This window comes from Paenibacillus sp. RS8 (assembly GCF_041956825.1).
Classification (GTDB): Bacteria; Bacillota; Bacilli; order Paenibacillales; family Paenibacillaceae; genus Paenibacillus_AQ.
Window position 1 is genome coordinate 5,040,838 of record NZ_CP168131.1, and the last position, 24,326, is coordinate 5,065,163.

At 41.0% G+C, this 24,326-nt stretch carries 22 protein-coding genes; 16 read left to right on the forward strand and 6 right to left on the reverse strand.

The window, feature by feature from the left end; translation table 11 throughout:
• Window positions 1–48 precede the first annotated feature (48 nt).
• The 3 genes from ACDZ28_RS23900 (at window position 49) to ACDZ28_RS23910 (ending at window position 3,110) form a co-directional block, all read left to right on the forward strand.
• The gene (locus tag ACDZ28_RS23900; protein ID WP_375102930.1) at window positions 49–684 is read left to right on the forward strand and encodes a glycoside hydrolase family 11 protein; all 636 of its coding nucleotides are present in this window, start codon (window positions 49–51) and stop codon (window positions 682–684) included.
• A gap of 151 nt (window positions 685–835) precedes the next feature.
• On the forward strand, window positions 836–1,669 hold the full coding sequence (locus ACDZ28_RS23905) for an SUMF1/EgtB/PvdO family nonheme iron enzyme (RefSeq protein ID WP_076121560.1): 834 nt from the start codon (window positions 836–838) through the stop codon (window positions 1,667–1,669).
• A gap of 313 nt (window positions 1,670–1,982) precedes the next feature.
• Window positions 1,983–3,110 (forward strand): glycoside hydrolase family 11 protein, encoded by a 1,128-nt coding sequence (locus ACDZ28_RS23910; protein WP_375102931.1) that lies wholly within the window; start codon window positions 1,983–1,985, stop codon window positions 3,108–3,110.
• Window positions 3,111–3,244: 134 nt separating this feature from the next.
• Here ACDZ28_RS23910 and ACDZ28_RS23915 read toward each other — a convergent pair whose 3' ends face one another.
• Window positions 3,245–4,327: a GntR family transcriptional regulator gene (locus ACDZ28_RS23915; protein WP_375102932.1), complete on the reverse strand. Its 1,083-nt coding sequence runs from the start codon at window positions 4,325–4,327 to the stop codon at window positions 3,245–3,247.
• 313 nt (window positions 4,328–4,640) lie between these two features.
• Between ACDZ28_RS23915 and ACDZ28_RS23920 the strand changes: the two genes are divergently transcribed.
• Genes ACDZ28_RS23920 through araA form a run of 3 tightly spaced genes read left to right on the forward strand, consistent with a single transcriptional unit; the run spans window position 4,641 to window position 8,422 of the window.
• Window positions 4,641–6,248 carry a xylulokinase gene (locus tag ACDZ28_RS23920; protein WP_375102933.1) on the forward strand — a complete coding sequence of 536 codons (1,608 nt, stop codon included), beginning with the start codon at window positions 4,641–4,643 and terminating at the stop codon, window positions 6,246–6,248.
• A gap of 16 nt (window positions 6,249–6,264) precedes the next feature.
• Entirely contained in the window at window positions 6,265–6,960 is a 696-nt protein-coding gene (locus ACDZ28_RS23925) for an L-ribulose-5-phosphate 4-epimerase (protein WP_076121655.1), read from the forward strand.
• A 37-nt stretch (window positions 6,961–6,997) separates the two neighbouring features.
• Window positions 6,998–8,422 carry an L-arabinose isomerase gene (gene araA, locus ACDZ28_RS23930; protein ID WP_375102934.1) on the forward strand — a complete coding sequence of 475 codons (1,425 nt, stop codon included), beginning with the start codon at window positions 6,998–7,000 and terminating at the stop codon, window positions 8,420–8,422.
• An 85-nt stretch (window positions 8,423–8,507) separates the two neighbouring features.
• Here araA and ACDZ28_RS23935 read toward each other — a convergent pair whose 3' ends face one another.
• The 3 genes from ACDZ28_RS23935 to ACDZ28_RS23945 form a co-directional block, all read right to left on the reverse strand.
• Window positions 8,508–9,650 carry a glycosyl hydrolase family 8 gene (locus tag ACDZ28_RS23935; protein WP_375102935.1) on the reverse strand — a complete coding sequence of 381 codons (1,143 nt, stop codon included), beginning with the start codon at window positions 9,648–9,650 and terminating at the stop codon, window positions 8,508–8,510.
• Between the two features lie 50 nt (window positions 9,651–9,700).
• Window positions 9,701–10,675 (reverse strand): glycoside hydrolase family 43 protein, encoded by a 975-nt coding sequence (locus ACDZ28_RS23940; RefSeq protein WP_375102936.1) that lies wholly within the window; start codon window positions 10,673–10,675, stop codon window positions 9,701–9,703.
• 270 nt (window positions 10,676–10,945) lie between these two features.
• Window positions 10,946–11,431 (reverse strand): nucleoside deaminase, encoded by a 486-nt coding sequence (locus ACDZ28_RS23945; RefSeq protein ID WP_076121649.1) that lies wholly within the window; start codon window positions 11,429–11,431, stop codon window positions 10,946–10,948.
• A gap of 153 nt (window positions 11,432–11,584) precedes the next feature.
• Here ACDZ28_RS23945 and ACDZ28_RS23950 point away from each other — a divergent pair, with 153 nt between their 5' ends.
• From ACDZ28_RS23950 to ACDZ28_RS23970, 5 genes are all read left to right on the forward strand, one after another.
• Window positions 11,585–12,034 carry an OsmC family protein gene (locus tag ACDZ28_RS23950; RefSeq protein ID WP_076121648.1) on the forward strand — a complete coding sequence of 150 codons (450 nt, stop codon included), beginning with the start codon at window positions 11,585–11,587 and terminating at the stop codon, window positions 12,032–12,034.
• A gap of 55 nt (window positions 12,035–12,089) precedes the next feature.
• Entirely contained in the window at window positions 12,090–12,452 is a 363-nt protein-coding gene (locus ACDZ28_RS23955; protein WP_375102937.1) for a hypothetical protein, read from the forward strand.
• Window positions 12,433–13,383, forward strand: coding sequence for an LLM class flavin-dependent oxidoreductase (locus tag ACDZ28_RS23960; protein WP_375102938.1), 951 nt, complete (start codon window positions 12,433–12,435; stop codon window positions 13,381–13,383). Before ACDZ28_RS23955 ends, ACDZ28_RS23960 begins: the two co-directional genes overlap by 20 nt.
• A 118-nt stretch (window positions 13,384–13,501) precedes the next feature.
• Window positions 13,502–14,530, forward strand: coding sequence for a helix-turn-helix domain-containing protein (locus tag ACDZ28_RS23965; protein WP_375102939.1), 1,029 nt, complete (start codon window positions 13,502–13,504; stop codon window positions 14,528–14,530).
• 90 nt (window positions 14,531–14,620) lie between these two features.
• The gene (locus tag ACDZ28_RS23970; protein ID WP_375102940.1) at window positions 14,621–15,415 is read left to right on the forward strand and encodes an SDR family NAD(P)-dependent oxidoreductase; all 795 of its coding nucleotides are present in this window, start codon (window positions 14,621–14,623) and stop codon (window positions 15,413–15,415) included.
• A gap of 57 nt (window positions 15,416–15,472) precedes the next feature.
• On the opposite strand, the gene ACDZ28_RS23975 is transcribed toward ACDZ28_RS23970, so the two are convergent.
• On the reverse strand, window positions 15,473–18,583 hold the full coding sequence (locus ACDZ28_RS23975; RefSeq protein ID WP_375102941.1) for an ATP-binding protein: 3,111 nt from the start codon (window positions 18,581–18,583) through the stop codon (window positions 15,473–15,475).
• 221 nt (window positions 18,584–18,804) lie between these two features.
• Here ACDZ28_RS23975 and ACDZ28_RS23980 point away from each other — a divergent pair, with 221 nt between their 5' ends.
• A complete protein-coding gene (locus ACDZ28_RS23980) occupies window positions 18,805–19,605 on the forward strand; it encodes a phosphotransferase (RefSeq protein ID WP_375102942.1) in 801 nt (266 codons plus the stop codon).
• Window positions 19,606–19,680: 75 nt separating this feature from the next.
• Window positions 19,681–20,034 carry a VOC family protein gene (locus ACDZ28_RS23985; RefSeq protein WP_375102943.1) on the forward strand — a complete coding sequence of 118 codons (354 nt, stop codon included), beginning with the start codon at window positions 19,681–19,683 and terminating at the stop codon, window positions 20,032–20,034.
• 137 nt (window positions 20,035–20,171) lie between these two features.
• Here the strand turns inward: ACDZ28_RS23985 and ACDZ28_RS23990 are convergent, their stop codons facing one another.
• Window positions 20,172–20,891 carry a MerR family DNA-binding transcriptional regulator gene (locus ACDZ28_RS23990; protein ID WP_375102944.1) on the reverse strand — a complete coding sequence of 240 codons (720 nt, stop codon included), beginning with the start codon at window positions 20,889–20,891 and terminating at the stop codon, window positions 20,172–20,174.
• A gap of 135 nt (window positions 20,892–21,026) precedes the next feature.
• Between ACDZ28_RS23990 and ACDZ28_RS23995 the strand changes: the two genes are divergently transcribed.
• The 3 genes from ACDZ28_RS23995 to ACDZ28_RS24005 all read left to right on the forward strand — a co-directional run bounded on the left by ACDZ28_RS23995 (window position 21,027) and on the right by ACDZ28_RS24005 (window position 24,133).
• Window positions 21,027–21,905 carry an alpha/beta fold hydrolase gene (locus tag ACDZ28_RS23995; RefSeq protein ID WP_375102945.1) on the forward strand — a complete coding sequence of 293 codons (879 nt, stop codon included), beginning with the start codon at window positions 21,027–21,029 and terminating at the stop codon, window positions 21,903–21,905.
• Window positions 21,906–22,601: 696 nt separating this feature from the next.
• Window positions 22,602–23,228 carry an RNA polymerase sigma factor gene (locus ACDZ28_RS24000; protein ID WP_375102946.1) on the forward strand — a complete coding sequence of 209 codons (627 nt, stop codon included), beginning with the start codon at window positions 22,602–22,604 and terminating at the stop codon, window positions 23,226–23,228.
• Complete coding sequence (locus ACDZ28_RS24005; RefSeq protein ID WP_375102947.1) at window positions 23,225–24,133, forward strand: hypothetical protein; 909 nt, start codon at window positions 23,225–23,227, stop codon at window positions 24,131–24,133. Before ACDZ28_RS24000 ends, ACDZ28_RS24005 begins: the two co-directional genes overlap by 4 nt.
• Window positions 24,134–24,326 lie beyond the last annotated feature (193 nt).

Genomic DNA, 24,326 nt, shown 5'->3' on the forward strand with positions numbered 1-24,326 from the left:
GAGGTCAGTCAAGTAGTATGTAATCAAAAAAATCTTAGGAGGTAGATTATGTTTAAGTTGAATAAGAAAATCTTGACTGTATTCTTCGCAGCTACTATGAGCTTTAGTTTGTTTGCAGCAACTACAAATGCAGCGACAGATTATTGGCAAAATTGGACTGATGGTGGAGGAACGGTAAATGCTACGAATGGATCAGGTGGGAATTACAGTGTTACATGGTCAAACACCGGGAACTTTGTTGTCGGTAAAGGCTGGAATACCGGATCACCAACAAGGACAATAAACTACAATGCCGGAGTCTGGGCTCCGTCCGGTAATGGATATTTGACACTCTATGGGTGGACGAGAAACTCACTCATAGAATATTACGTCGTTGATAGCTGGGGCACTTATAGACCAACTGGAACATTTAAAGGTACCGTGACCAGTGATGGTGGCACATATGACATCTATACAACTACCCGAACCAACGCACCTTCTATTGACGGAACAGCAACTTTCACTCAGTTCTGGAGTGTAAGACAGTCGAAGAGAGCGACTGGGAGCAATGTTGCTATCACTTTTAGCAACCACGTTAACGCATGGAAGAAATATGGAATGAATTTGGGAAGTAGTTGGGCTTACCAAGTGTTAGCTACTGAGGGATATCAAAGTAGTGGGAGCTCTAACGTAACGGTGTGGTAACAGGTAAACTGTACCCGCTTAATCGATGATAATACTAAGGACTGCCGGTCTCACAACCGGCGGCCTTATTTATTCCAAAAGAATATTTACATACTACTAAGATCATGGTCACGACTTATTATTTTCCTATCCGTTCAAAGGAGATAAATTAATGAGAAAACTATTGAGTTTCCTATTTATAGCAACAATAGTTGTTATCAGCGCTTGCTCACAAGAAAAGCCTGAAACGAGTAATGACAATGTATTTGTAAAGGGAGGGACTTTTATAAACACAAAGTCCAACTACAATGGTGCAACCCTATCGAACTTTTATATCGGTAAATATGAGGTGACTCAAAAAGAATGGATTGAGGTAATGGAAAGTAATCCCTCAGAATTCAAGGGCGACAATTTGCCGGTTGAAATGGTTAGCTGGTATGACGTTGTTGAGTACTGTAATAAGCGGAGTATAAAAGAGGGTTTAATACCCTATTACAATATAGATAAGAATAAAATAGATACAAATAATAAGAGTGAAAACGATAATATAAAATGGACCGTAACGATCAATGAAGGTGCTAATGGTTATCGATTACCGACAGAAGCAGAGTGGGAATATGCTGCAGCTGGAGGTCAGTTAAGCAAGAGTTACACCTACAGTGGAAGCAATAATGCAGATGAGGTAGCATGGTATTGGAAAAACGCTGGAGATAAATACTTATCGGGAGAATGGAACTGGCCTATTATTGTAAACAACAATAATAAAACAAAATCAGTTGGTGTCAAACAGCCCAACGAGTTAGGACTTTATGATATGTCTGGGAATGTAAGGGAATGGTGTTGGAACTGGTATGGGGATAGGGGAAGCGATGTCGGTTCTTTCCGAGTTGTGAAGGGCGGCGGTTGGATCGGTAACATCACCAACAACGAGATATCTTTTCAAGGCAAGTTCGACGCAAATGGCATGGGACCTGATCAAGGTTTTCGTGTTAGTCGTGGTGAGTAAACGGCGGAAAGGTAATTCTCTTTTAAGTTAAGACTCCATTTCTTAGGTAATGATGAAATGATCTAGTCAATAAGCTGTTTCCGGTACTCTACCGCAAGCAGCTTATTTAATTTTCGTTTATTTCCAACTACATAAGATCTAAACTTTTCACGGTATAAGCTTTAGTTTATGCATATGAAAAAATTAGGACAATGATAGAATCTTATTGTTTCCGCTTACATTAATAAATATGGAATAAAAAGGAGGTTGATCAAACGGGTTGCACAGCATCTTAGTAAGACTAGTTGCAGTATAACCAAGAGGAGGAAAGCAAATGAAACAAAAGAGAATGCGTTTATTTTTAGTAATCATTATTTGTTTTATGCTTGCATTGCCTGCAGTAAGTGTAAATGCTGCAACAACGATCACATCTAATCAAAATGGCACCCAAGACGGCTACTACTATGAGCTATGGAAGGATTCCGGTACCACGAGTATGACTCTTGATAGTGGAGGTACATTCAGTGCTCAGTGGAGCAACATCGGAAATGCTCTGTTCCGTAAAGGTAAGAAGTTCGATGAGACCCAGACACACCAGCAAATTGGAAACATAACTGTGAACTACAGTGCCAACTACCAACCAAACGGAAATTCGTATTTATGTGTCTACGGATGGACCGTTGATCCACTAATCGAATATTACATCGTTGATAGCTGGGGGAGCTGGCGTCCGCCTGGTGGAACGTCTAAAGGAACCATTACCGTTGATGGGGGAACATATGACATATATGAGACTACCAGAGTCAACCAACCTTCAATTAAAGGCACAGCAACCTTTAAACAATATTGGAGTGTCCGGACGACCAAACGTACAAGCGGAACTATATCTGTTAGTGAACACTTTAAAGCGTGGGAGAGCAGAGGAATGTCGATGGGGAAGATGTATGAAACTTCGCTTACGGTAGAGGGTTATCAAAGTAGTGGGACAGCTACCGTGACTAGCAATACAATTACGATCGGAGGTAGCGGAGGTACGAACCCGACGCCAACGCCTAATCCGACTTCAACGCCAAACCCAACCTCTACACCAAATCCAGGCACAAGCATAAAAATAGAAGCTGAAAACATGATTAAAAGTGGTCAGTATACCTCAAATATAAGTTCACCATTCTCCGGAGTTGCTTTATACGCCAACAATGATTTAGTGAAATACACACAGAATTTTACGACCGGTACCCATAATTTTTCACTCCGCGGGGCTTCGAATAACTCTAATATGGCGAGGGTCGATTTGAAAATCGGTGGAGTGACCAAGGGTACCTTTTACTTCGGGGGAAGCAGTCCCGCCGTTTATACTCTAAACAATGTCAGTCATGGAACCGGAAATCAAGAGATCCAGCTCGTCGTAACTACTGATAACGGGACATGGGATGCTTATCTTGATTATCTTGAAATCAATTAAATATTCCAAACACGGAAATTGGAGACGGACTGCTTAATGTAGAGACAAAATGAAAAAAGCAACCTACCAGCCATGAATGGTGGGTTGCTTGTCTTGTATAGACGAAAAAATTTATTTATCTATTTAAATTATAACTATCTCTCAACAACAGTTTCACCTTCAATTAACACAGGCTGATAATAAGTGTTGTTGGGCAGGTCTTTTTTACCTTGCAGTTTCTTAATGACCCAATCCGCTGCATCTCGTCCCATAGTTTCTTGCGGGTGTGTCAAAGTGGTTAGTTTGATGTTCGCGTTCTTAGCGATATAGGAATTGTCTTGTCCAATAATCGATAATTCCTCGGGAATAGTGATATCCAGTTGTCTGCAGGCATGGACTACTTCCAATCCGACTTCGTCGTTATAACAAACAATAGCAGTAAGCGTCTCTCTATTTTTATTTAGAAAATCCTTTAAATCAGTAGAAAGCGTCTGTTTTGTCTCCGTGTTAAATGAAAAAATCTGTTCTGGATAAAACCGTAATTTAGCTTCTTCGAGCGCTTTAATATAGCCTTTCATCCGGTATTTCCCCTGCAAATCATCCATTTTTGCAATAAGCCCTATCTGGGTGTGTCCTTTGGTTATTAATTCTCTTGTTGCCAGATAGCTGGACTGCACATCATCAAGACAAAGATATGGCAGTTCTATTTCTTCATAAAAAGCATTGATCATAATAATAGGAATATCCTGCTCTTTAAACGACAAGTAGTAAGCAATATTTGGGTTATATAGATTACTTTTAGTCGGTTCAATAATTAAACCATCTACGCCGTAGGACAGCATCATTTCCAGCGCCTTTTTTTCTTGCGCAACATCGTTATTCGTACTAGCCAATAGAAGAGAATAATTATCCTCATTCATTCGGCTTTCGATCCCGCGGATAATGGAGGGAAATATATAGTCGGATATGTAAGTCGTGATTACACCGATCGTCTTCTTATGAGAACTCCCGCTGTTCTTTGATCGATATTGATTGCTGACATATGTGCCAGAGCCTTTTTCGCTTCGCAGGAAGCCTTCGTTGGATAGTTCTAAAATAGCTTTTCGAACAGTTTGTCTGCTAACTTCGTACATCGATTGTAATGCAGATTCAGTTGGGATTTGTTCTCCTACGTTATAATCTCCCGATAGGATTTTACTTTTAATATCATCTATGATCACTTGATACTTAGGTTTCATGTAATTCCTCTTTCCATACTTGTTCGCTAAGTTTTTCGTTAATTCGGTAAATTTGTATGTACAAATTATAGCATGACTACGAAATAAATAGAAAGGGGCTCTTTTTATATGGATATTTGTAAAAATATAGAATTTTTAAAGCGTAATATGCTACATAATATAGAGTTAAATCAGTATTATCTCCATATTTGTATGTATATATAACTATTCAATTGACAAATGTACGTACAAAAAATTATACTATAGCTGTCAATTAAGAAAGCTAATTCTTATCATGACCTTTTAAAAAAGCGCTATCAGAGAGGTGACAAACGTGATATCGAATCGATTAAGCATCGAACAAGCGATTAATAAGGGAGAAACTTCGCTTGGTATTGAATTTGGGTCCACGCGTATCAAAGTTGTACTTATTGATCTTAGCTTTCAATCGATCGCTTCTGGAAGTTACGAATGGGAAAATCAGTTGAAGGACGGCTTTTGGACGTACAACTTGGAAGATATTATGAAAGGCCTGCAAGACGCCTACCGCGAAATGAAGGAAGAAGTGGCACGGAATTACGGAATTACCCTTCAAACGGTTGGTTCAATCGGTTTTTCTGCAATGATGCATGGATACATGGCTTTTGACGAACAAAATAAACTGCTGGTTCCATTCCGGACTTGGCGTAATGCTACAACGGGTGCAGCAGCTAAAGCATTGACTGAACTGTTTGGGTTTAATATTCCAGAACGCTGGAGCATTGCTCATCTTTATCAGGCAATTTTGAATGAAGAAGAACATGTGCCACAAATTCGTTATGTTACTACGCTAGCAGGATACATTCATTGGCTATTAACTGGAAATAAAGCACTTGGTGTTGGTGATGCATCGGGCATGTTCCCAATTGATGAATCCACAGGAAATTATAACGCATCCATGATACAGCAGTTCGATGAACTTGTTGCGAGCAAAGGTTATCCGTGGAAGACAAGTGAACTACTTCCTAAGGTGTATGTTGCAGGGGAGCAAGCAGGTGTTTTAACTGAAACGGGAGCTAAAATTCTGGATCCATCGTTGCATTTACAAGCAGGTATTCCGCTTAGCCCTCCAGAAGGAGATGCCGGAACCGGGATGGTTGCTACGAATAGCGTGAGAAAACGCACAGGGAATGTCTCAGTAGGAACCTCTGTTTTTGCCATGATCGTGTTAGAAAAAGAACTTTCCAAGGTGTATCCAGAAATCGATATGGTTACTACTCCGAACGGAAGTCCAGTTGGCATGGTGCATGCGAATAACTGTTCAAGTGACCTCAACGCCTGGCTCGGATTATTCCGCGAGTTCTATGAAGCAATGGGACACAAAGTTGATTCCAATAAATTGTACAGCGTGCTTCTAAATAAAGCATTGGAAGCGGACCCAGATGGTGGTGGATTACTCAGCTACGGTTATCTCTCAGGTGAGAATATTACCGGGCTTGATGAAGGCCGTCCACTATTTGTCCGCTCGCCGGAAAGTAAATTCAATCTGGCTAATTTTATGCGAACGCATTTGTTTACTGCATTTGGAGCTTTGAGAATCGGAATGGACATTTTGATGAAGGAAGAGAATGTTGCCATTGATAGTATTTTAGGTCACGGTGGTTTATTTAAGACTCCGGTAGTGGGCCAAAAAATGATGGCTGCATCAATAAATGTGCCAGTTTCCGTAATGACGACCGCTGGAGAAGGCGGTGCATGGGGCATGGCTATTCTCGCCTCTTACATGATGAACAAGAATGGGGAAGAGAGCTTAGAAGACTTCCTCGATCAAAAAGTGTTCAAAGATGTAAAGGGTGAAGAAATCCATCCAGATGCAGCTGACATAAAAGGGTTTGATACCTTTATTGAACGATATAAAAAAGGTCTGGCAATTGAACAGTCCGCCGTCGACAATTTAGTGTAAGAATGGAGGGAGCAAGATGTTAGAGCAACTTAAAGAAGAGGTTTTTCAAGCCAATCTAGAATTACCGAAACAAGGTCTTATTAAATATACATGGGGAAATGTGAGTGCGATTGATCGCGAAAGTGGTTTATTCGTAATCAAACCAAGTGGTGTAGGCTACGACACAATGAAAGCCAGTGACATGGTCGTTGTTGATCTCGATGGTAATGTGGTTGAAGGTGATATGAGACCTTCATCCGATACACCTACTCACGCAGTGCTTTACAAGCATTACTCCGAAATCGGCGGGATTGTGCATACGCATTCCACTTGGGCAACTATCTGGGCTCAAGCAGGACTGGATGTTCCTGTTATGGGAACGACGCATGCAGATACCTTCTATGGTTCCATTCCTTGTGCTAGGTTCTTGACGCAAGAGGAAATCGATCGGGGGTACGAAGCAGAAACAGGTAATGTGATCATCGAGACCTTTGAACAACGCGGAATAGATATTATGGCGGTTCCTGGTGTTTTACTTAAAGGACACGGACCCTTTACTTGGGGAAAAGATGCAAAATCAGCAGTAATGAACAGCGTAGTCTTGGATGAAGTATCCAAAATGAATTTATTTGCAAGAGAGCTGAACCATTTTGCCGAGGAATTGCCACAACGTATTTTAGATAAACATTACTTGCGCAAACATGGAAAAGACGCTTATTACGGACAAAAATAACTAAACAAATCTATAAAAAAACGAAAAGAGGATGTATATGTCAACAGCAGTAGCAAAAGAATTTTGGTTCGTCGTAGGTTCACAACATCTTTATGGTGAAGAAGCATTGGCTGAAGTTAAAGCACACGCACAAACAATGACAGATGCTTTGAATAAAAGCGGAGTTTTGCCATACCCACTAGTATTGCAGGATTTGGCTGTCAGCGCAGATAAAATCACAAACATCATGAAAGAAGTTAACTACCGTGACGAGGTTGCGGGTGTTATCACTTGGATGCATACATTCTCGCCTGCAAAAATGTGGATTCGCGGAACAAAAATGCTGCAAAAGCCATTGCTTCATCTGGCTACGCAATATAATGAAAGTATTCCTTGGGCAACCATTGATATGGATTTCATGAACCTTAACCAGGCGGCCCATGGTGACCGTGAATATGGTTTCATTAATGCACGTTTGAACAAACAAAATAAAGTGGTTGTAGGTTATTGGGAACGCCCTGAAGTTCAAAAGCAAATTGCAGCATGGATGGACGTAGCCGTTGCTTACAACGAAAGCTTTAACATCAAGGTTGCCCGTTTTGGAGACAACATGCGTAACGTTGGTGTTACTGAAGGAGATAAAGTTGAAGCCCAAATTCAATTTGGCTGGACTGTGGACTACTTCGGTATTGGTGATCTTGTACAAATCATCAATGAAGTTAAAGAAGAAGAAATCGACGCCTTGTTCGCTGAATATGCAGAGCTGTATGAATTTGATTATGGTACTAACAGCAAAGAAGCTTGGGAAGCTAGTGTAAGAGTTCAAGCAAGCTATGAAATCGCTATTAAACGTTTCCTTGATCAGGGTGGCTACAATGCCTTCACATCTAACTTCGAAGATTTGCATGGTATGAAACAACTTCCAGGACTAGCTGTTCAACGTCTGATGGCGCAAGGTTATGGTTTTGCTGGGGAAGGCGATTGGAAGACAGCAGCACTTGACCGCTTGCTTAAAGTGATGAGCCATAACCAATCCACTGGCTTTATGGAAGATTACACTTATGAATTGACGGTTGGACAAGAATCTATTCTTCAATCCCATATGCTAGAAGTAGATCCTACTTTGGCAAGTAACAAACCAAAAATCATCGTGTCTCCACTAGGTATTGGTGGTAAAGACGATCCAGCCCGTTTAGTATTTGACGGTAAAGCAGGAGACGGTGTAGTAGTTTCTATGGCTGACTTTGGCACTCATTACAAACTTTTGATCAATGAAGTTACTGCCTTTGAACCAACTGTTCCAGCTCCAAACCTTCCAGTAGCTCGTGTGCTTTGGAATGTTAAACCAAACTTCCAAGACGGGGTTAAAGCTTGGATCGAAAATGGCGGCGGTCACCACACCGTTGTTTCATTGACACTTACAACAGACCAAATTATTGCTTACGCAAAACTTGTGAATTTGGAATATGTAGTTATTAAATAATTTCAGAGCACCTGAATGTTAAAAAGCAAAAAAAGAACCTTATGATTAAGGTTCTTTTTTGCGTGAAAATCATCTTATCATTCCTTCAATAAATTCGGTAATTTCCACTTAAAGCCAGTAAACTAAAGAAGTACAGACAGTTGTCATAATAACGACGAAGTCCAGTACGCAATGGTGTATCCCAAAACAAACGTATAAAATGCTCTGCCTCCGGTCCATTAGAAGCAAGGGAAGCCATAGCATTGGTCGCTAAAAGACCTGTCGGATGCAGTGCCAGTTCGTCGAATGGCTGTCCCTCAATGGTATAACGCCGGTAATCGGAAACTTCGATATTCCTGAAAAAAGCCTGAATCCGATTGCATTGTTCTACCTGCCAAATGTCCTTTTGGAACCAAGCCCAATCCAGACCGATATTAGCTGCAACCCGGTAAGCATCGCTGAAAAAATGGCTAAAATCACCATGAGGCTGGGGTTCTGCCGGAGTGCCGTTAAAATTGGCATATTCGGGAGCAAGGCCAGTTATAGGATGGCATGCAGTGTGAAGATATGCGCGGCTGGCTTCCGCCGCTTCACGCCAAAATATACGGTCACCTTCATCAGCCCACAGTGAGAACAAATCATAGAAATGGGGGAGATGGTAAGACGGATCACTGAAGGTAGATTCCGGTACGAACTTGATCAATTTCGTTTCCGCGTCCCACATGGAGTCGCCAGCTCCTGTTTCTGTTTTATGTACACAAGCATGCAATATCGTTCGGGCTTGCTCAGAATAATTATAAGGTTCCGGACCGTTCCCCCAACGTTTTGAGGCAAAAAACAGAGCCATGGCGAAAAACTCTTCTCCATCCGGTGCAGGTCCCTGAGAAATCCTTGTACCGTCAGGCTTGCAGTGCCAAGCAAAGTAATCGGCATAACGACCTTCTTTGTGCTGCATAAACGTCTTGGAGAAGTTCCATAAACGATCAAACTCATCTTTTTTATTCATTTGAACGGCCATCATCATCCCGTAGGACATACCTTCGGACCGAACATCTAGATTACCTGTATCTAGAATATAGCTTTTATCCTCGTCTTGCGGATAGTAGATTCGTACTTTCGGATCTCCGTAAAATAAATCATTCCAAGTTTCTTCGAGTTTAGTATTGATTTCATCTTCAGAAAAGCCAATCTCCTTAAAGAAATTGCGATATTCGCCCGTATAATAAGCACCTTGTTGTGTCATTGGCATCTTATTTCCCCTCCTGTGAACTACAGTATGCAGCCCTTTTCAATATAAAACTAAGGATGGATGGTTTGAATGGTGCCGTCATCATTGTATTTTAGCTCTGTATATTTTACAGAACGCTTGTTGTCAGCACCTCCAGACAAAGAACTGTCATGATAAAATAAATACCATTTCTCCTTAAACTGAACAATGGAATGGTGTGTAGTCCAGCCTAGTACTGGTGAAAGTATTTTTCCTTGATATACATAAGGACCAAGCGGATCTTTACTGATAGCGTATACAATATTATGGGTAGTACCCGTGGAATAAGAAAGATAATAATAACCGTTATATTTATGTACCCATGGACCTTCAAAATATCTTTTCTCTTCATCTCCTGCAAGAATCGGATTTCCATTTGCATCGATGATAGATATTTCTCTTGGCTCACCATCAAAGCTCAGCATGTCCTCGCTCAACTCAGCTACGATAGGTCCGAGAGCTGGTGCTGTTTCAGCCGGTCCCTCGGCATCCGCAATAAATGAGCCTGTTTGCCATTTTTCAAGTTGTCCTCCCCAAAGACCACCAAAGTATATATACGATTTTCCGTCATCATCAACGAAAACGGCGGGATCAATGCTATAACTGCCGGGAATATAGTTTGGTTCAGGTGTAAATGGTCCGGAAGGTGACGCTGAGGTGGCAACCCCGATTCGGAAAATATCGTCATGGTCTCTGGCTGGGAAAAACAAATAGTAGGTATTGTTTTTGTATGCTGCATCTGGAGCCCACATTTGCTGCTTAGCCCATGGAACATCCTTCACATGAAGCACTTCACCATGGTCAATACATGGGGAACCATCTCCATCAATAGATAGAACATGGTAATCTTCCATATTATATTGGTCTCCGTTGTCATTAGAGATCATATCGTGATCCAGGTCATGAGAAGGATAAATATAAATTTTGCCTTCAAATACATGAGCGGAAGGATCCGCAGTATAAATATGAGTTACGAGAGGTTCATTAGGTTGCACTGGCTTTGTCAAGTCATTTCCTCCTATAAAGTTAATCGCTTACAAATTTAATGGTATAAGAACTTTAGGACTCTGTATATATAGCAACTATAGTTTATACCCCACAAAGTTTAGATGTTTCTTTATTGACATTGTCGAATCGCCTCATGTTCAAAATACTAATTTCCCTGACTGATTCAGTGAAATAATTAAGAATAATAAAACGAATTAGGATATAAAAAAGAACCTTTATTAAAAGGTTCTTTTTTTATATGAGAATCAACTGATGAATTCTGATAAAGTCTATGGTTGTCTTTTTCCGTGGAATTGCCGATGAAGTTCCCATACTTGTTCTGCCAGATCCGGTACAGGGCCATCTACAACCGCATCATGGATAACCTCTTGAATACTCAAATTACGGACGGGTGATGCTGCAACGCCCATATCGCTTAACCACTGTGATAATTGTTGCGAAGAGCTCGCATATACAATTCGTCCTAATTGAACCCAACCATGAGCCGCTGCGCACATAGGGCAATGCTCTCCCGAAGTATACACAGTAGCCTGATTGCGTTCTTCCAGTGACATATTTTGAGCCGCCCAGCGGGCCAATGCGAATTCCGGGTGCTGAGTATGATCACCACCGCCTACATGGTTACTGTCTTCAGCCAAGACTTCTCCACTTGCTGAAACCAGGATGGAGCCGAAAGGCTCGTCCCCAGCTTCGAGAGCAGATTGGGCAATTTCAATACAGCGCTTGAGATGTTTGATATCCGTTTCGTTGATCATGATGATAGAGCCTCCTGACTTTAATTTATTGAAAAACTTGTTTAACAACTAGACCTGATCCTGTTTGTTCGCTTCATTCTTCTATGTTAGCATGTAAAGTATCAGATGAAAAATTAAATTCCAGCATGATACACATAGGGAGGACATTTAGAAATGAAGCACCCATTTATTTTAAATGCAGTATGGAACGGCGGTCGTAACAGTGACGGAACAATTGAAGCGGGCCAGCTCAAGACTCAAATCTCCATTCCTAAGGAAATGGGAGGACCCGGAGTTGGAACGAATCCGGATGAGATGCTTCTGGGTGCCGCGGCAACCTGCTATCTCATTACACTTGCAGCTATGATGGAGCGATCAGGACTTACGACTTCCAGCCTGACGTTAACGTCAGAGGCGACAGTGGATGTAACCAATAATATTTTTACATATGAAGCGATCAAGCATTCACCTATCATCACACTTACTAAAGATGCGTCAGAGGACGATATTGAAAAAGCAATTCGTATTGCCCACAAAGCAGAAGACTCCTGTATGATCTCCAGAGCTGTAGCAGGAAACGTACAAATTACTACAGAGCCAACAGTACTGACTTCAAGCTTGTAAGGATAAGTTCTACAGGACATTTATCCATTAGGTAATCAGAGAGGAGACGTTAACTTTGAACGTTGAGTTGTATAAGGACTTAATCAAGGATGAACGAGGGAATTATTACGTAGCGGTACAAAAAGAGGGCAAAGAACTGACTTTGGTAAATGCAATGCTTGAACGATCTTACCAAGACCTGTGGGAATTTAATGAAGAGTTCAAAAAGAAATATGCAGAGTACGAGCACCAGTTCATCGGCAAAATGATTATGGACAAGCTGCGGCATGATATTGTATTCGCGTCCAAAGAAGACAGCGATGGACAAATGTATGATCTCGCTGCGGTTACCGGTAATTACAAGGTTACTTTTATCGATATGATTGAATTTTATAGGAACCCTAGAGAAGGACGTAGCCATGACAGCGACTTCGATTAAACTTAGCTTATTGGATCTCGTGCCTGTATTTGATAATGTGGATGCAAGTTTTGCGTTGGGACAAGCAGTGAAACTGGCTCAAACTGCTGAAAGACTGGGATATACCCGGTATTGGGTTGCCGAACATCATGATATGCCGGGCTTAGCGTGTACAGCGACAGAAGTGCTTTTATCGCATATTGGAGCGAAAACACAGCATATCCGCATCGGCTCGGGAGCGTTATTGCTGCCACACTATAAGCCGCTAAAGGTGGTAGAGTCTTTTCATTTGCTGGCCAGTTTGTATCCGGGGCGCATCGACCTTGGGTTGGGCCGGGCTCCAGGCGGTGCTGCTGAAGTTAGCTTAGCGCTTAGCGGGAATTTTCTCGAAAATGTCTGGAAAATGCCGGAGCTACTTAAGGGAGTCAACGAGTTATTACAGGGGAACTATTCCTATGAAGGACGTCAGATAACCGCCCGCCCGATCCCGCCTGAATCACCAGAGTTGTGGCTGCTAGGTACGAACAAGAAGAGTGCGGCATATGCTGCTGAGTTTGGAGCAGGCTATGTGTTTGGACAATTCATGAGCGATGTACCTGGGGAGGAGATTTTGCAGGCTTATCGAGAAGCTTTTGCTCCTACTTCAAATTCATCTGTTCCGCGGGCAATTGTTGCTGTTGGCGTGATTTGCGCCGAGACAGAGGAGGAGGCAGAACGACTTGCCTCATCGGGTATGACATTGTTCCAACAAGAAGGTTCAGCCGAAGAGAGGTCCAAGCTCTTGGATCGTAAGCTGCTGATAGGCACACCTGAAAGTATTAAAGAAAAGCTGGAACACTTATCTCGTTTGTATGGAATTGATGAATTCATTATCGTTACTATGATTCCAGACTATGAGAAACGGCTGCATTCGTTTGAGCTTCTTGCCCGTGCTTGCTTGAACGCTAACTAATGAATTAGTAAGAGATCTTCTTCTTGCTATGCTAATGGGAAACTAGTGATATATCATGAGAGGGCTGCCGAGAGGTAGCCCTTTGATCATTCGATTATGCTAAAGGAGGTACATATAGATGCAGTCTCATACCTCTGACTCCATTAAAATCCCTCCCGGATTTTGGACAGGATTAATTCAATTAGGGATAACGGCCCAAGATATAGCCAGTAAAGCAAGTCTTCCGCTGAGCCTTATAACAGAGTCAGAAGTCACCACAGCCCAATATTTCGCTATCTGGCAGGCATATTCGGATCTCATTGGAGATACTGCTGAAGGAATCATCAAGCTAGCAACTGTTTTTGAAACCACACAATATCCGCCGACTGTCTTAGCCACTTATCATGCTAAAGATTATCGTGACGCTCTAAACCGAATGGTGCGCTATAAACGAATGTGCCCTCCAGAAAGCTTGCATATCATCGAGGAGGGAGAGTTGTGTACAATCGAATTAAATTGGCAGCATCCCGAGTATTCCGGTCCTCCTCTGCTGCTTGGCCTTACTCTGGCGTTTTTAGTGGAGCTTGGGCGTCGGGGAACTGGTAAACCTATAACAGCACAGTTTGTAGAATTTTCACAACCCATAGGGAATTTACAGGTTCTTGAAGCTTATTTCGGCTGTCGAATTCAGATCGGTGCTGAGACTAACCGCTTAACACTACGACGAAGTGATTTGGAGCTGCCCTTTATCTCGTATAACGAAGAGTTGCTAGAGATTCTGACTCCCGTTTTAGATCGGACACTTGCAGAACAACAGAGCAGTCACTCAATAACTGAAAGGGTCAAATGGATTATGAAACGTTGCCTTAGCGGAGGTCAAACTGAGATTCAAACCGTTGCTAAAGAGCTAAGGATGAGTGCTCGTACCTTACAGCGGAGGCTTGCTGGAGAAAATACGAGCTTCAAGCAGTTACTGACAGAAGCTAGACATGAGCAGGCGCGAGCGTATTTAGCAGATCCTTCCCTCGATGTTAAAGAGGTGGCTTTCTTGATCGGATATGAAGATCAGAACTCGTTCTACCGTGCCTTCCGACTTTGGGAAGGAGATACTCCTTCAAATTGGCGTGTTAAACAAGAAGTTTGGCGCAAGACACTAGTTACTGAATAATCCCGGTAAGATAGTATAAATACTAGCCGGTGCACAGAACTGTTCTTGAGAAACCACTAATAAGCGCCGTATTAAAAGGAGAAATGAAATATGGAAATGGGATTAAACAATAAGACAGCCTTAATTACAGGATCTACGAAAGGTATTGGTAAAGCCATCGCCTTTGAACTTGCCAACGAAGGTGTTAATGTACTCATAAATGGACGGAACTATGAAAAGGTAGAACAAACTGTAAATGAAATTAAATCAAAATTCCCGGCAACTTCTCCGCAGAATGCTACTGCCGATATTGTCAATTTGGAGCAAAGCGAAGCTTTATTTGATAAATACCCCAATATCGATATTTTAGTTAATAATATGGGGATTTATGAAATTATGAGCTATGAGGACGTTGACGATGAAATATTTGAAAAATACATCCGTACAAATGTTCTTGCTGCAAATGGGTTAACAAAATTTTATTTACCAAAAATGTTAAACAACAATTATGGCCGAGTGATCTTCATCGCCAGTGAAGAAGCAATAATGCCCTCAGCGCAAATGCCACAGTATGCAATGACAAAATCAATGCTATTATCTTTGTCAAAAAGCTTATCTAAATTAACAATAGGAACAGAAGTTACAGTCAATACTATCATGCCAGGACCAACACTTTCTGAAAATGTGCAGCAAATCATTGATGAGATGTACTCAGATGAAGAGTTAACTTTTTCAGAGAAAGAGAAAAAATTCATGACTACAAACTTACCGCAATCTGAAATACAGCGATTTATTAAACCATATGAAATTGGCAGACTAGCAACATTTGTATGTAGTCCCTATGCCTCTGCATTTAAAGGTTCTCCGATCCGTATGGATGGGGGCATGGTACCAACTATTTTCTAATGTAGATATCGTACGAAAAAAGCCACTCCTTAAGGAATGGCTTTTTCATTTGATAAGTTATTCACCAACCTCCGGTATAACAAAGGATACCAAAGTGCCTTCTCCTTGGTTGCTGTGAATCGAAAGGCCCTGACCATACAATTGCATCAGTCTTCGATGGGTATTGGCCAATCCGATGCCACTTTTAGCTTTCATGGTCGGTTCCAGCAACGACGCGAGCGTTCTATGATCCATACCTTGCCCATTATCCTCCACTTCGATTTTTACAGCATTGTTCAGACGTGTGATCCGAATATAAATGGTACCACCCTGTTGATACTTGAGCAGACCATGCTTAACAGCATTTTCTACCAAGGGTTGGATGGACAGGGGAGGTAACAGGATATCAATGTCCGGATCTACTTGCCAAACAACGGATATTCGTTCTGCAAATCGTGTTTGTTCAATATACAAATAAGATTCTACCAGCTCTAGTTCATGAGAGAGGTTCACAAGTTCTCCGATATTTAAAAAGTCAAAGCTGATTCGCAAAAAGGAAGTAAAAGCAGTAATGAGCTCTTGCATCTTTTTAGTATCCATATCACTGAGTGCCGCAATAGAGTTCAACGTATTGAACAAAAAATGGGGTTGAATCTGTGCCTGTAGATAAGCTGCTTCAATACGCACCCTTTCATTAAAGGATATTTTCATCGCTGTTAAGGCCCGAATGCGATACTTGAGTTCTACTGCATCCACCGGCTTGGTAACATAATCATTGGCACCGGAGTAGAATCCAGTGTAAATATCTTCAGGTTGACTGCGGGCAGTCAGTAATAGTATGGGGAGTTCATATAAGGAATAACGAGCGCGAACCTTTTGCGTTAATTCATATCCTGACATATGCGGCATCATTACATCACTGATAAGCAAATCCCAACTCTTTTTATCTAACCAATCCAGTGCCTCTTGGGCTGAGTTCACTGTCGTAATGAGATAAGGCTCATTTTCGAGAATCCCCTTTAGTACATTCAGATTAACAGGATCATCATCTACCACCAAAAGATTTACCTTTGCGTCTGAAAGGAGCGGCGGGATTTTTTCTGCGTGATGATTGGATTGCTCGGAAATCCCCCAGTCAGCCATCTGCTTATAAATCTCATCTGCTGTATACGTCGTTATAGGTTCAGCCTCCCTTACTATCTGGTCGCTATATGAACCAGCAAGGGGAAGAGCAAAACTGAAAGTTGAACCTTTGCCGGGCTCAGATTGTATGCGCAAGCTACCACCATGTAGTTCGACCAACTGCCTACTTATGCTTAAACCCAGCCCAATCCCACGTCCGTCATTTATTCCGTGAGGACCTTGCTCATAAGGGAGGAATACATGCTCCATAGTTTCTTTGGTCATGCCTACCCCGGTATCTGTCACATAGATAAAGACTTGACCGTCTTTTTCCTCAGCTGACACTGAAACAAGTCCTACTTCGGTGTATTTGAGCGCGTTGTGGACTAGATTTAATAAAACTTGTACCACTCTTTTCTCATCCGCAAGAACAGGTGGCATTGATTCTGGAATGCTCATGGATAACTGTACGGGTTTGCCTTCAATCATATATTGCAGCATACTAATGACTCCGGGGACCACCGATTGAACTGAAATAGGCTCCTGTTTCAAAATAACTCGATGCTCCTGAAGACGGACAACATCCAGTAAATCGCCAAGCATATGTGACATACGGCGGCTGATAGTAATCAGCAGCTCCATATCCTGCCGGCTACTCTCGTAGAGTCTATCCTTTTCCTTCGTTACTATATTTTGCGCGATATTCATAATCCCATGAAGCGGTGTTCTTAGCTCGTGAGAAGTATTGGCGAGAAACTGATCTTTGAGTTTGTCTGCTTTTTTCAGCTGCTCATTTAGCTCCATGTTCTCTTTGGCATTCTGGAAATACTTTTTAAACCAATAAGCTGAGAAACCCACGATGGCAGCAATAATATCCAAAGGATAGTAGACTATCGAATAGTGTCCTTTACTATCCCACAAATTCCATAACAAATTAGAAACGATCGCCGCACCTGATAACAGCAGAAAAACAACATCCTTATCATCTTGTTTTTTGAACAATAAGCGAATCAAGCTATAAATCAACCAGATGAAGGGAATATACTGAAACACCTGAATGATTCCCCAATGAATCGATGTACTGACCAGATAAGCAGGAACAATAAATATAAATAAGGTATAAAGAAATAGACACCCAGTGTAAGCACGTAACCACTTGTTGCCTTCGGCGCCAGAGGTGAATTTCCTGAAAACAAGCAGAATAAAAAGGTTTTGCCATAAGAAAGCGATTAAACGGATTTTTAATGACCAAGTGTAATTAATCGGCAGCAATGAAAGAACTAAGTTGTCGTTTCGGGCTAAAAGGATTACGGCTACAGATAATGTCATTAACCCTACAAGAAAGAGAGCACGTTCTTTTGGGTTAAATAAGTATAGAATATAGGCATATAGCCCATGCAGCAGCAGGATGATTGCAGTAAGCATTTGAAATCCGACGGTATAAAAATTTGTCCGGTCAACCATTTCCTCAGAGCCAAAGTAAATAGGCCCGCTTATACCACCTTTATAGGGATGATCAAAGTTTGCTACATGAATAAGAACATCTATTACTGCCGTGTCTTTTGAAAAATAAGATGCTGTAAATGTGGTGGTTTTTGGTACATATGTATCGGCATTAAGAGCAATTTCCCCATTATTAAGAATAGGGGTGCCGTTAATTTCCACACTAGAGGCGGAATATATTTGTTTGATCCACAATGCGACAGGCTGCTGAAGTGGATCTACTAAAATGCGCAGACGGTAAGTGCCATATCCATATGAAGAATTGTACTCGCTTCCTAAGGCTTGGCTCCAATTCCCAGGAACTTGAAGATATTGGGGCGGTTTTGGGATCGTAGCAGACTTGGACGAAACGAATTGCGAAGGATAGAAGCCCCATTCACCATCTAGTCTGATTAAGTTAGCTTTCTTCAGATCCTGCCCCCGTAAATCTAGTACCCCGTTGCTAATTACAGGAACATTATCAGAAACCTTAAAAAGGCTAATCCAAATGCAGCGTATGCCAAAGAGAATGCTGATAAAAAGTAGAATGATAGCCAGCTTATGTAGGATAGTATTATTTTTCATGTGAATATTATAGCAAATAATTCTAATCTAGAATCTAAAAAGGAGATTATTTGTATAAGATGAGCAAATGTCAACAATGATCTTAAGGGCCAGTATAGTTATAATTGTTCTTTATAAACAATAACTTGTAAATATTGTTATTATTAGAGAGGGAGTTTTCAACGCTAAGAGGTCAAAAATCTGCAATAGGTAATGCACTGAAATGAAAAGGAATGAACCGAATGCCTAAGGAAGAAGTGTTAAAAGGCGGTAATGTAAATCATATTGTCCGTATGGCGAACACTGTTCGCCGCCCTATGGGTTATTGGAGTCCGAATGTTCATGAACTACTCGAACATTTGGAAAAACAGGGCTATGAGGGAGCACCAAAATTTCTCGGGATCGATGATTCCGGTCGTGAAATATTGACATTTATTTCCGGAGAAGTTCCAGGGGATAATTATCCGATACTTGAACCGTATATGTGGTCGGACGAAACGCTTGTGGGTTTGGCACATCTTATGCGTCGTTTCCATGATGCGACTACAGGGTTTAGGCCCAATACGGAGGACAGATGGCAGCTTAGCTATGCCGACGATGCCGAACACGAAGTGATCTGTCATAATGACGCAGCGTTGTATAATATTGTTTTTCAAAAAGAGGCTCCTGTGGCGCTGATTGACTTTGACATGGCAGGCCCAGGTCCGCGTATATGGGACATTGCGTACACCTTGTACACATCTGTTCCACTTGCGAGTTTCGCACCGGACCATACTTCTGGAACCACAGTAGCATACCAATATGAAATACATGCCGTAGAGCGACGTCGGCGAATTCATTTGTTTTTTGAAGCTTATGGAAATCCCGTCTCAAGTAATCTGCGACAGTGGATTATACAACGATTGATAGTACTGTGTGATACGTTGAGAAATGGTGCTGCCAATGGTAATCCTGCCTTTCAGAAAATGGTTGACGAGGGTCACTTGGCCCACTATGAGAGAGAGATTCAGTTTGTAACAGAGCATTTCGAAGATTGGATATAAAAATCGGATATTCCGCTAACGGACAGGAAAATTGAAAAAATTTAATAAGTATACCATTAGAAATGAGGTCTGAGAATGAGAGTAAAACGAATTGTTACAAATATAAAAACGCAGAATGTTTCGGCAGCAAAAAGCTTTTACCAGGACGTACTCGAGCTTGATTTATTGATGGATCATGGTTGGATTGAAACATACGGCTTACCCGGAAAGGAAAACATTCAAATAAGCTTTGCCTCACAGGGCGGCTCCAATACGCCTACACCTGATCTATCGATTGAAGTTGATGATGTCGATGTGGTGTTTGAAAGAATGAAAAGTGCTGGATATAAGATAGAATATGGACCTGTTGATGAGCCTTGGGGAGTTCGGCGATTCTATGTCCGCGATCCATTTGGCAAACTTATCAATATCCTTGCTCATGGACATTAGATAAGCAGTCACGGCGTGTATAAATCTAGATTGTTAATCTAACGGAATCAACTCCGTCCTTTAAGGGACGGAATTTTTTGCGTACTTATAAATGATTTTAAGGAAGCGTGATTATGTCCCTAAAAAATCTAGCTTCCTCAATAGTATTTCACATATTTCATAAGCTCAGTGATCCCTAAAAACTGCTTCATTAATTGGCTATTTAGTTTTTGAAGCGCAAGCTCGAAGGACATTTCAACTTTTTTATAGTTTTGTGTCTCTATTTCATTCAGGAGTTGTTTCATGTTCTCGATATAATACACGGTCTTCCTTAAACTGCTGATCAGTATAATCTTTCTTAATTCCGTTAGAGTATAGAGCCTATAGCCGTTGTCTTTGTTTCTGTTAGAAGTAATAAGGCCTTCTTGTTCCCAATGTCGAATGGCTGATGGCTTAACGCCTGCCATTTGTGCAACCTCACCAATAGTCATTGCATTTGTTACCTCGAAATCTTTGTATTTTGATAAATCTGCGTTTCGGAACATGCGTAACACTTCCTCTAACCTAAGCTTTTCTAATTGTGTATTATGCTGTTCTTGATTGATTGTCCAAAGTGCATGTTCAATTTGCCCGGCTTTAATCTTTCTCATCACATCGTACACCACTGGAATCTCATATCCTTGCAAAAGGACACGAATCGTTATAAAAGCTTGAACATGGATGGATGTGTAACATCTGCGATTGCTAGCAGTCCTCGGGACATCGGGAACTAAGTCTTGATCTTCGTATCTTCTTAACGTAGTAGTACTTACATTTAATTTCTTAGCTATCATTGTAGGTGTGTAAATATCATCCATAGTCGCTATCGCCCCATACATTAAAGTAAAACCTTCAAGTGCTACAACAACATTAAATCTAATTTATCAAGATATATCAAGGCCTAGAATGGGATAAACCGAAAGATTGCATGAATGTTATATGATATTTTTATAAAACAGTAAGGAGAGGATTGTTTGAAAAAGAACATACGATTATCAAATCAATCAACAATAGAAGTAGGATTAACGGGTGTCTCAGATCGTCCAACCATTATGTTACCTATCGCTAAAAAATCCGTGTACAATCAGGAGGCAGAAAATCTAAAGCTATGGGGCGTAGATCCTGAATTAGGTAAACATTTTGTTGAAGGTCTCGCGGATACGTTTCAAGTGCTTTATTTTGATTATGAGGGTTATCTCTTTCAACATCCAGTCGACAACTTAACCGCAGAGCATATTGTGAAGGATTTTCTCCTCATTGCTGATGAAATGAACATTAAGAACTTCAGCTACTACGGTTATTCTTGGCTAGCTTTAATTGGACTACAATTGGCTGTCAGAACAAATCGTCTGGAAGGCTTGGTCATGGGAGGTTTTCCGCCTTATAATGGTCCCTATCAAGAGATGATGATTGTAACTCACAAAACACATACCCAAGCTTTGAATAATCAAAATGAGGCAGCTGAAATAAGCTCTTTTGAAACAGAGAATCCTGATGAGATAGACTGGGACAACATCAAGGTATCTATGGATACCCGTGTAACAGCTCAATTCGTTGCCTTATACGAAAGCCTCACTGCTTTTGATGATCGTAGTATTCACCATTTGCTTAGTCTTCCTAAATTAGCTTTTGCAGGAGAAAATGATACTATCGTATATGGTGAGAATTTTGGGAATGTTACCGTTGATATTGCTGGGATATTAAAGAAGAATACGACGAAGCTGTGTGATTTAGGTTGGGATGTTGAAATCCTAACGGGAACCCAAATGGATCATACAAAAGCGATGCAACCAGCTGTGGTATTACCATTGATTAAGCCTTGGTTTATAAAAACAATTATAAATACGGACTAGACTGTAAATTGAGCATTTTTACCCCAGCTGTAAATGAGGATCAATCAATTCGGGCGGAACAGCAAACGGAAAAGGAAATATTATTGATGATAGCCAAAGGTTGAGAAGAACTTGGGCATTTGGTCGTATCGAGTACGATGGGACAAGAGTGTGCTCAGACCTTTCAGAGTAATTACTCTATTATCTACAGACAGGGAGATCAGGACAAAGTCTTAATGGAACTACCCAATTACTCGACCATCCACCAGTTGGAGCAGGTACACTGGAAGAAGATGCTAAAGATATCTATTACAAAATAGAATTTCACAATAAACGGTTAGTGGTTGATTAGCATGATTTGAACAAAAAGAAGGTCAGTCCACGAAATTGCGGAGCGGTTATGCTTCTATCATGAAGCTGTGGATGCTTTGTATGTTGACGGCGTTCTATGGTCACTTCACACAGAAGACCGATTGCCTTATCGGGGCAGTACTGCCCTATAGAAAGGTGCTGCAATTCATCTATTGTTCTCTTTAATATATTGGCCGGTGTTGCCCTTTAAAGGGTACACCGGCTTTTTTAATAGGCACATTGGTCGATGAAGATGACTTAAGAATCAAAAGGATAAGATCTCACGTCATATTATTGGCATTGAATGTCGAAGCTTATGAAGACATAAAATGATTTCCCGCACTATTACATAAGAATAAAACTTTTTTGCAACCAAAACCCTTCTTTTCTTACTTTATAAGTGAGGCCTTAATCAAACTGAACGGAAGTGATGGAGTGGAAGATAGTGAAATCATACAGCTGTACTTTGCGCGTAATGAAAAAGCAATAGAAGAAACATCCAAAAAATATAGAAATTATTGTACTAAGATCGCTCATAACATACTGTCTAATTTAGAAGATTCGGAAGAATGCGTGAACGATACCTTTCTTGGAGCATGGGAAGCGATACCGCCGAAGACGCCTACTAAGCTCTCATCTTTTTTGGGGAGGATCACCCGGAATATCGCATTAAATAAATACAATTATTACATGGCCAAAAAGCGGAATAAAACATTCGATACGATTCTTGATGAATTAAATGATTGTTTATTCTCGCCAGACAATGTTGAAAGTCAATACGAGGAAGAACAAATGGCTGAATCCATAAGCAATTTCCTTCTGAAAATTAACGAAGATCATCGGAATATTTTCCTGAGACGCTACTGGTACTCCGATTCTTTGGCTGATATCGCAACGCGATTTTCAATAAGTGAGAGTAATACGAAATCCATCCTTTTTAGAACACGAAAAAAACTCCAATTATACCTTATGAAAGAGGGCTATATCCTATGAATAATAAAGATCTATTTAAGACTATTGGTTATGTAGACGGCAATCTGGTGGAAAAGGCCGACACGGCGAGGCGCACTAAAAAGAGAACATTTGCGAAGTGGGGATCATTGGCCGCTTGTGCTGTATTGGTGTTAGGAGTGGCCGTTTACACATCTCCTTTGAAGCCATCATTTACTAATTCACCACAAATCTCGCAGCAAACGCCAGTCTCAGCTCCCAACGGAGTTCGGAAGATTTTAAATTACAATGGATTTCGTTATGCATTCGTGGGTGATGGTGCTCAGTTTAAGTTCACAGGAATGAAGCCTGAAAAGTCACTTGGAAGCATAGATTTTGATATCAACCAAGAGATCGGGAAGGACGATGGAAGTAAAGATGTAGAAAAGGATTATGCATCTACGTTCGCAGTCGGAGGTAAGCTATATGAAATCCCGACGTACCCATCCCAATTCCGTATTGCTGTTAAGTATGAGGGACATTATTATTTGGCAGAAATCGTGGCGAAGACAAACGATTCTATAGTGACAGCTAAGGAATATCTAGATATGTCTAATCTAAAAGAGCATGCAAAAGAAATCCATGTTCTTAATCATGTAGGGAATGACGTTTTAAAGAAAATGACGGATCATGCCTCTGTGGAATCTTTCATCGATGGGCTCTATAGCGCAAAAACAGCTGATTTAAGCAATAAAGAATACGAAGCTATTGCCCAGGCGCAGTCCCAAGGAAAATCGTATCAGCTAAAGTTCAATCTTAACGATGGAACCTATATGGGCATGTATATCATTCCTGAATTAAAAGTCGTATCTATGGGAGATGCTTACTATCAATTGCCTGATCTCTTCTTTGATCAATCCGGAGAACTTTTTTCCGGGCTTACACAAGATGTGTTGCCGCTTTACTAAACTTAAGAAGATTTGATTATGCTTAATAAAAAAAATAAAGATTTCTAACAAGTTAAAACAAAGGCATCGAATCCACAGATTCGATGCCTTTGTTTTAGAGTAAAGTACAATTACCCAGATTGTGCGTTAGCCCTCACCCACTAATAGTCATTTGCGTATTACTAATACGAACAAAATGGTTACTAAATTTTCA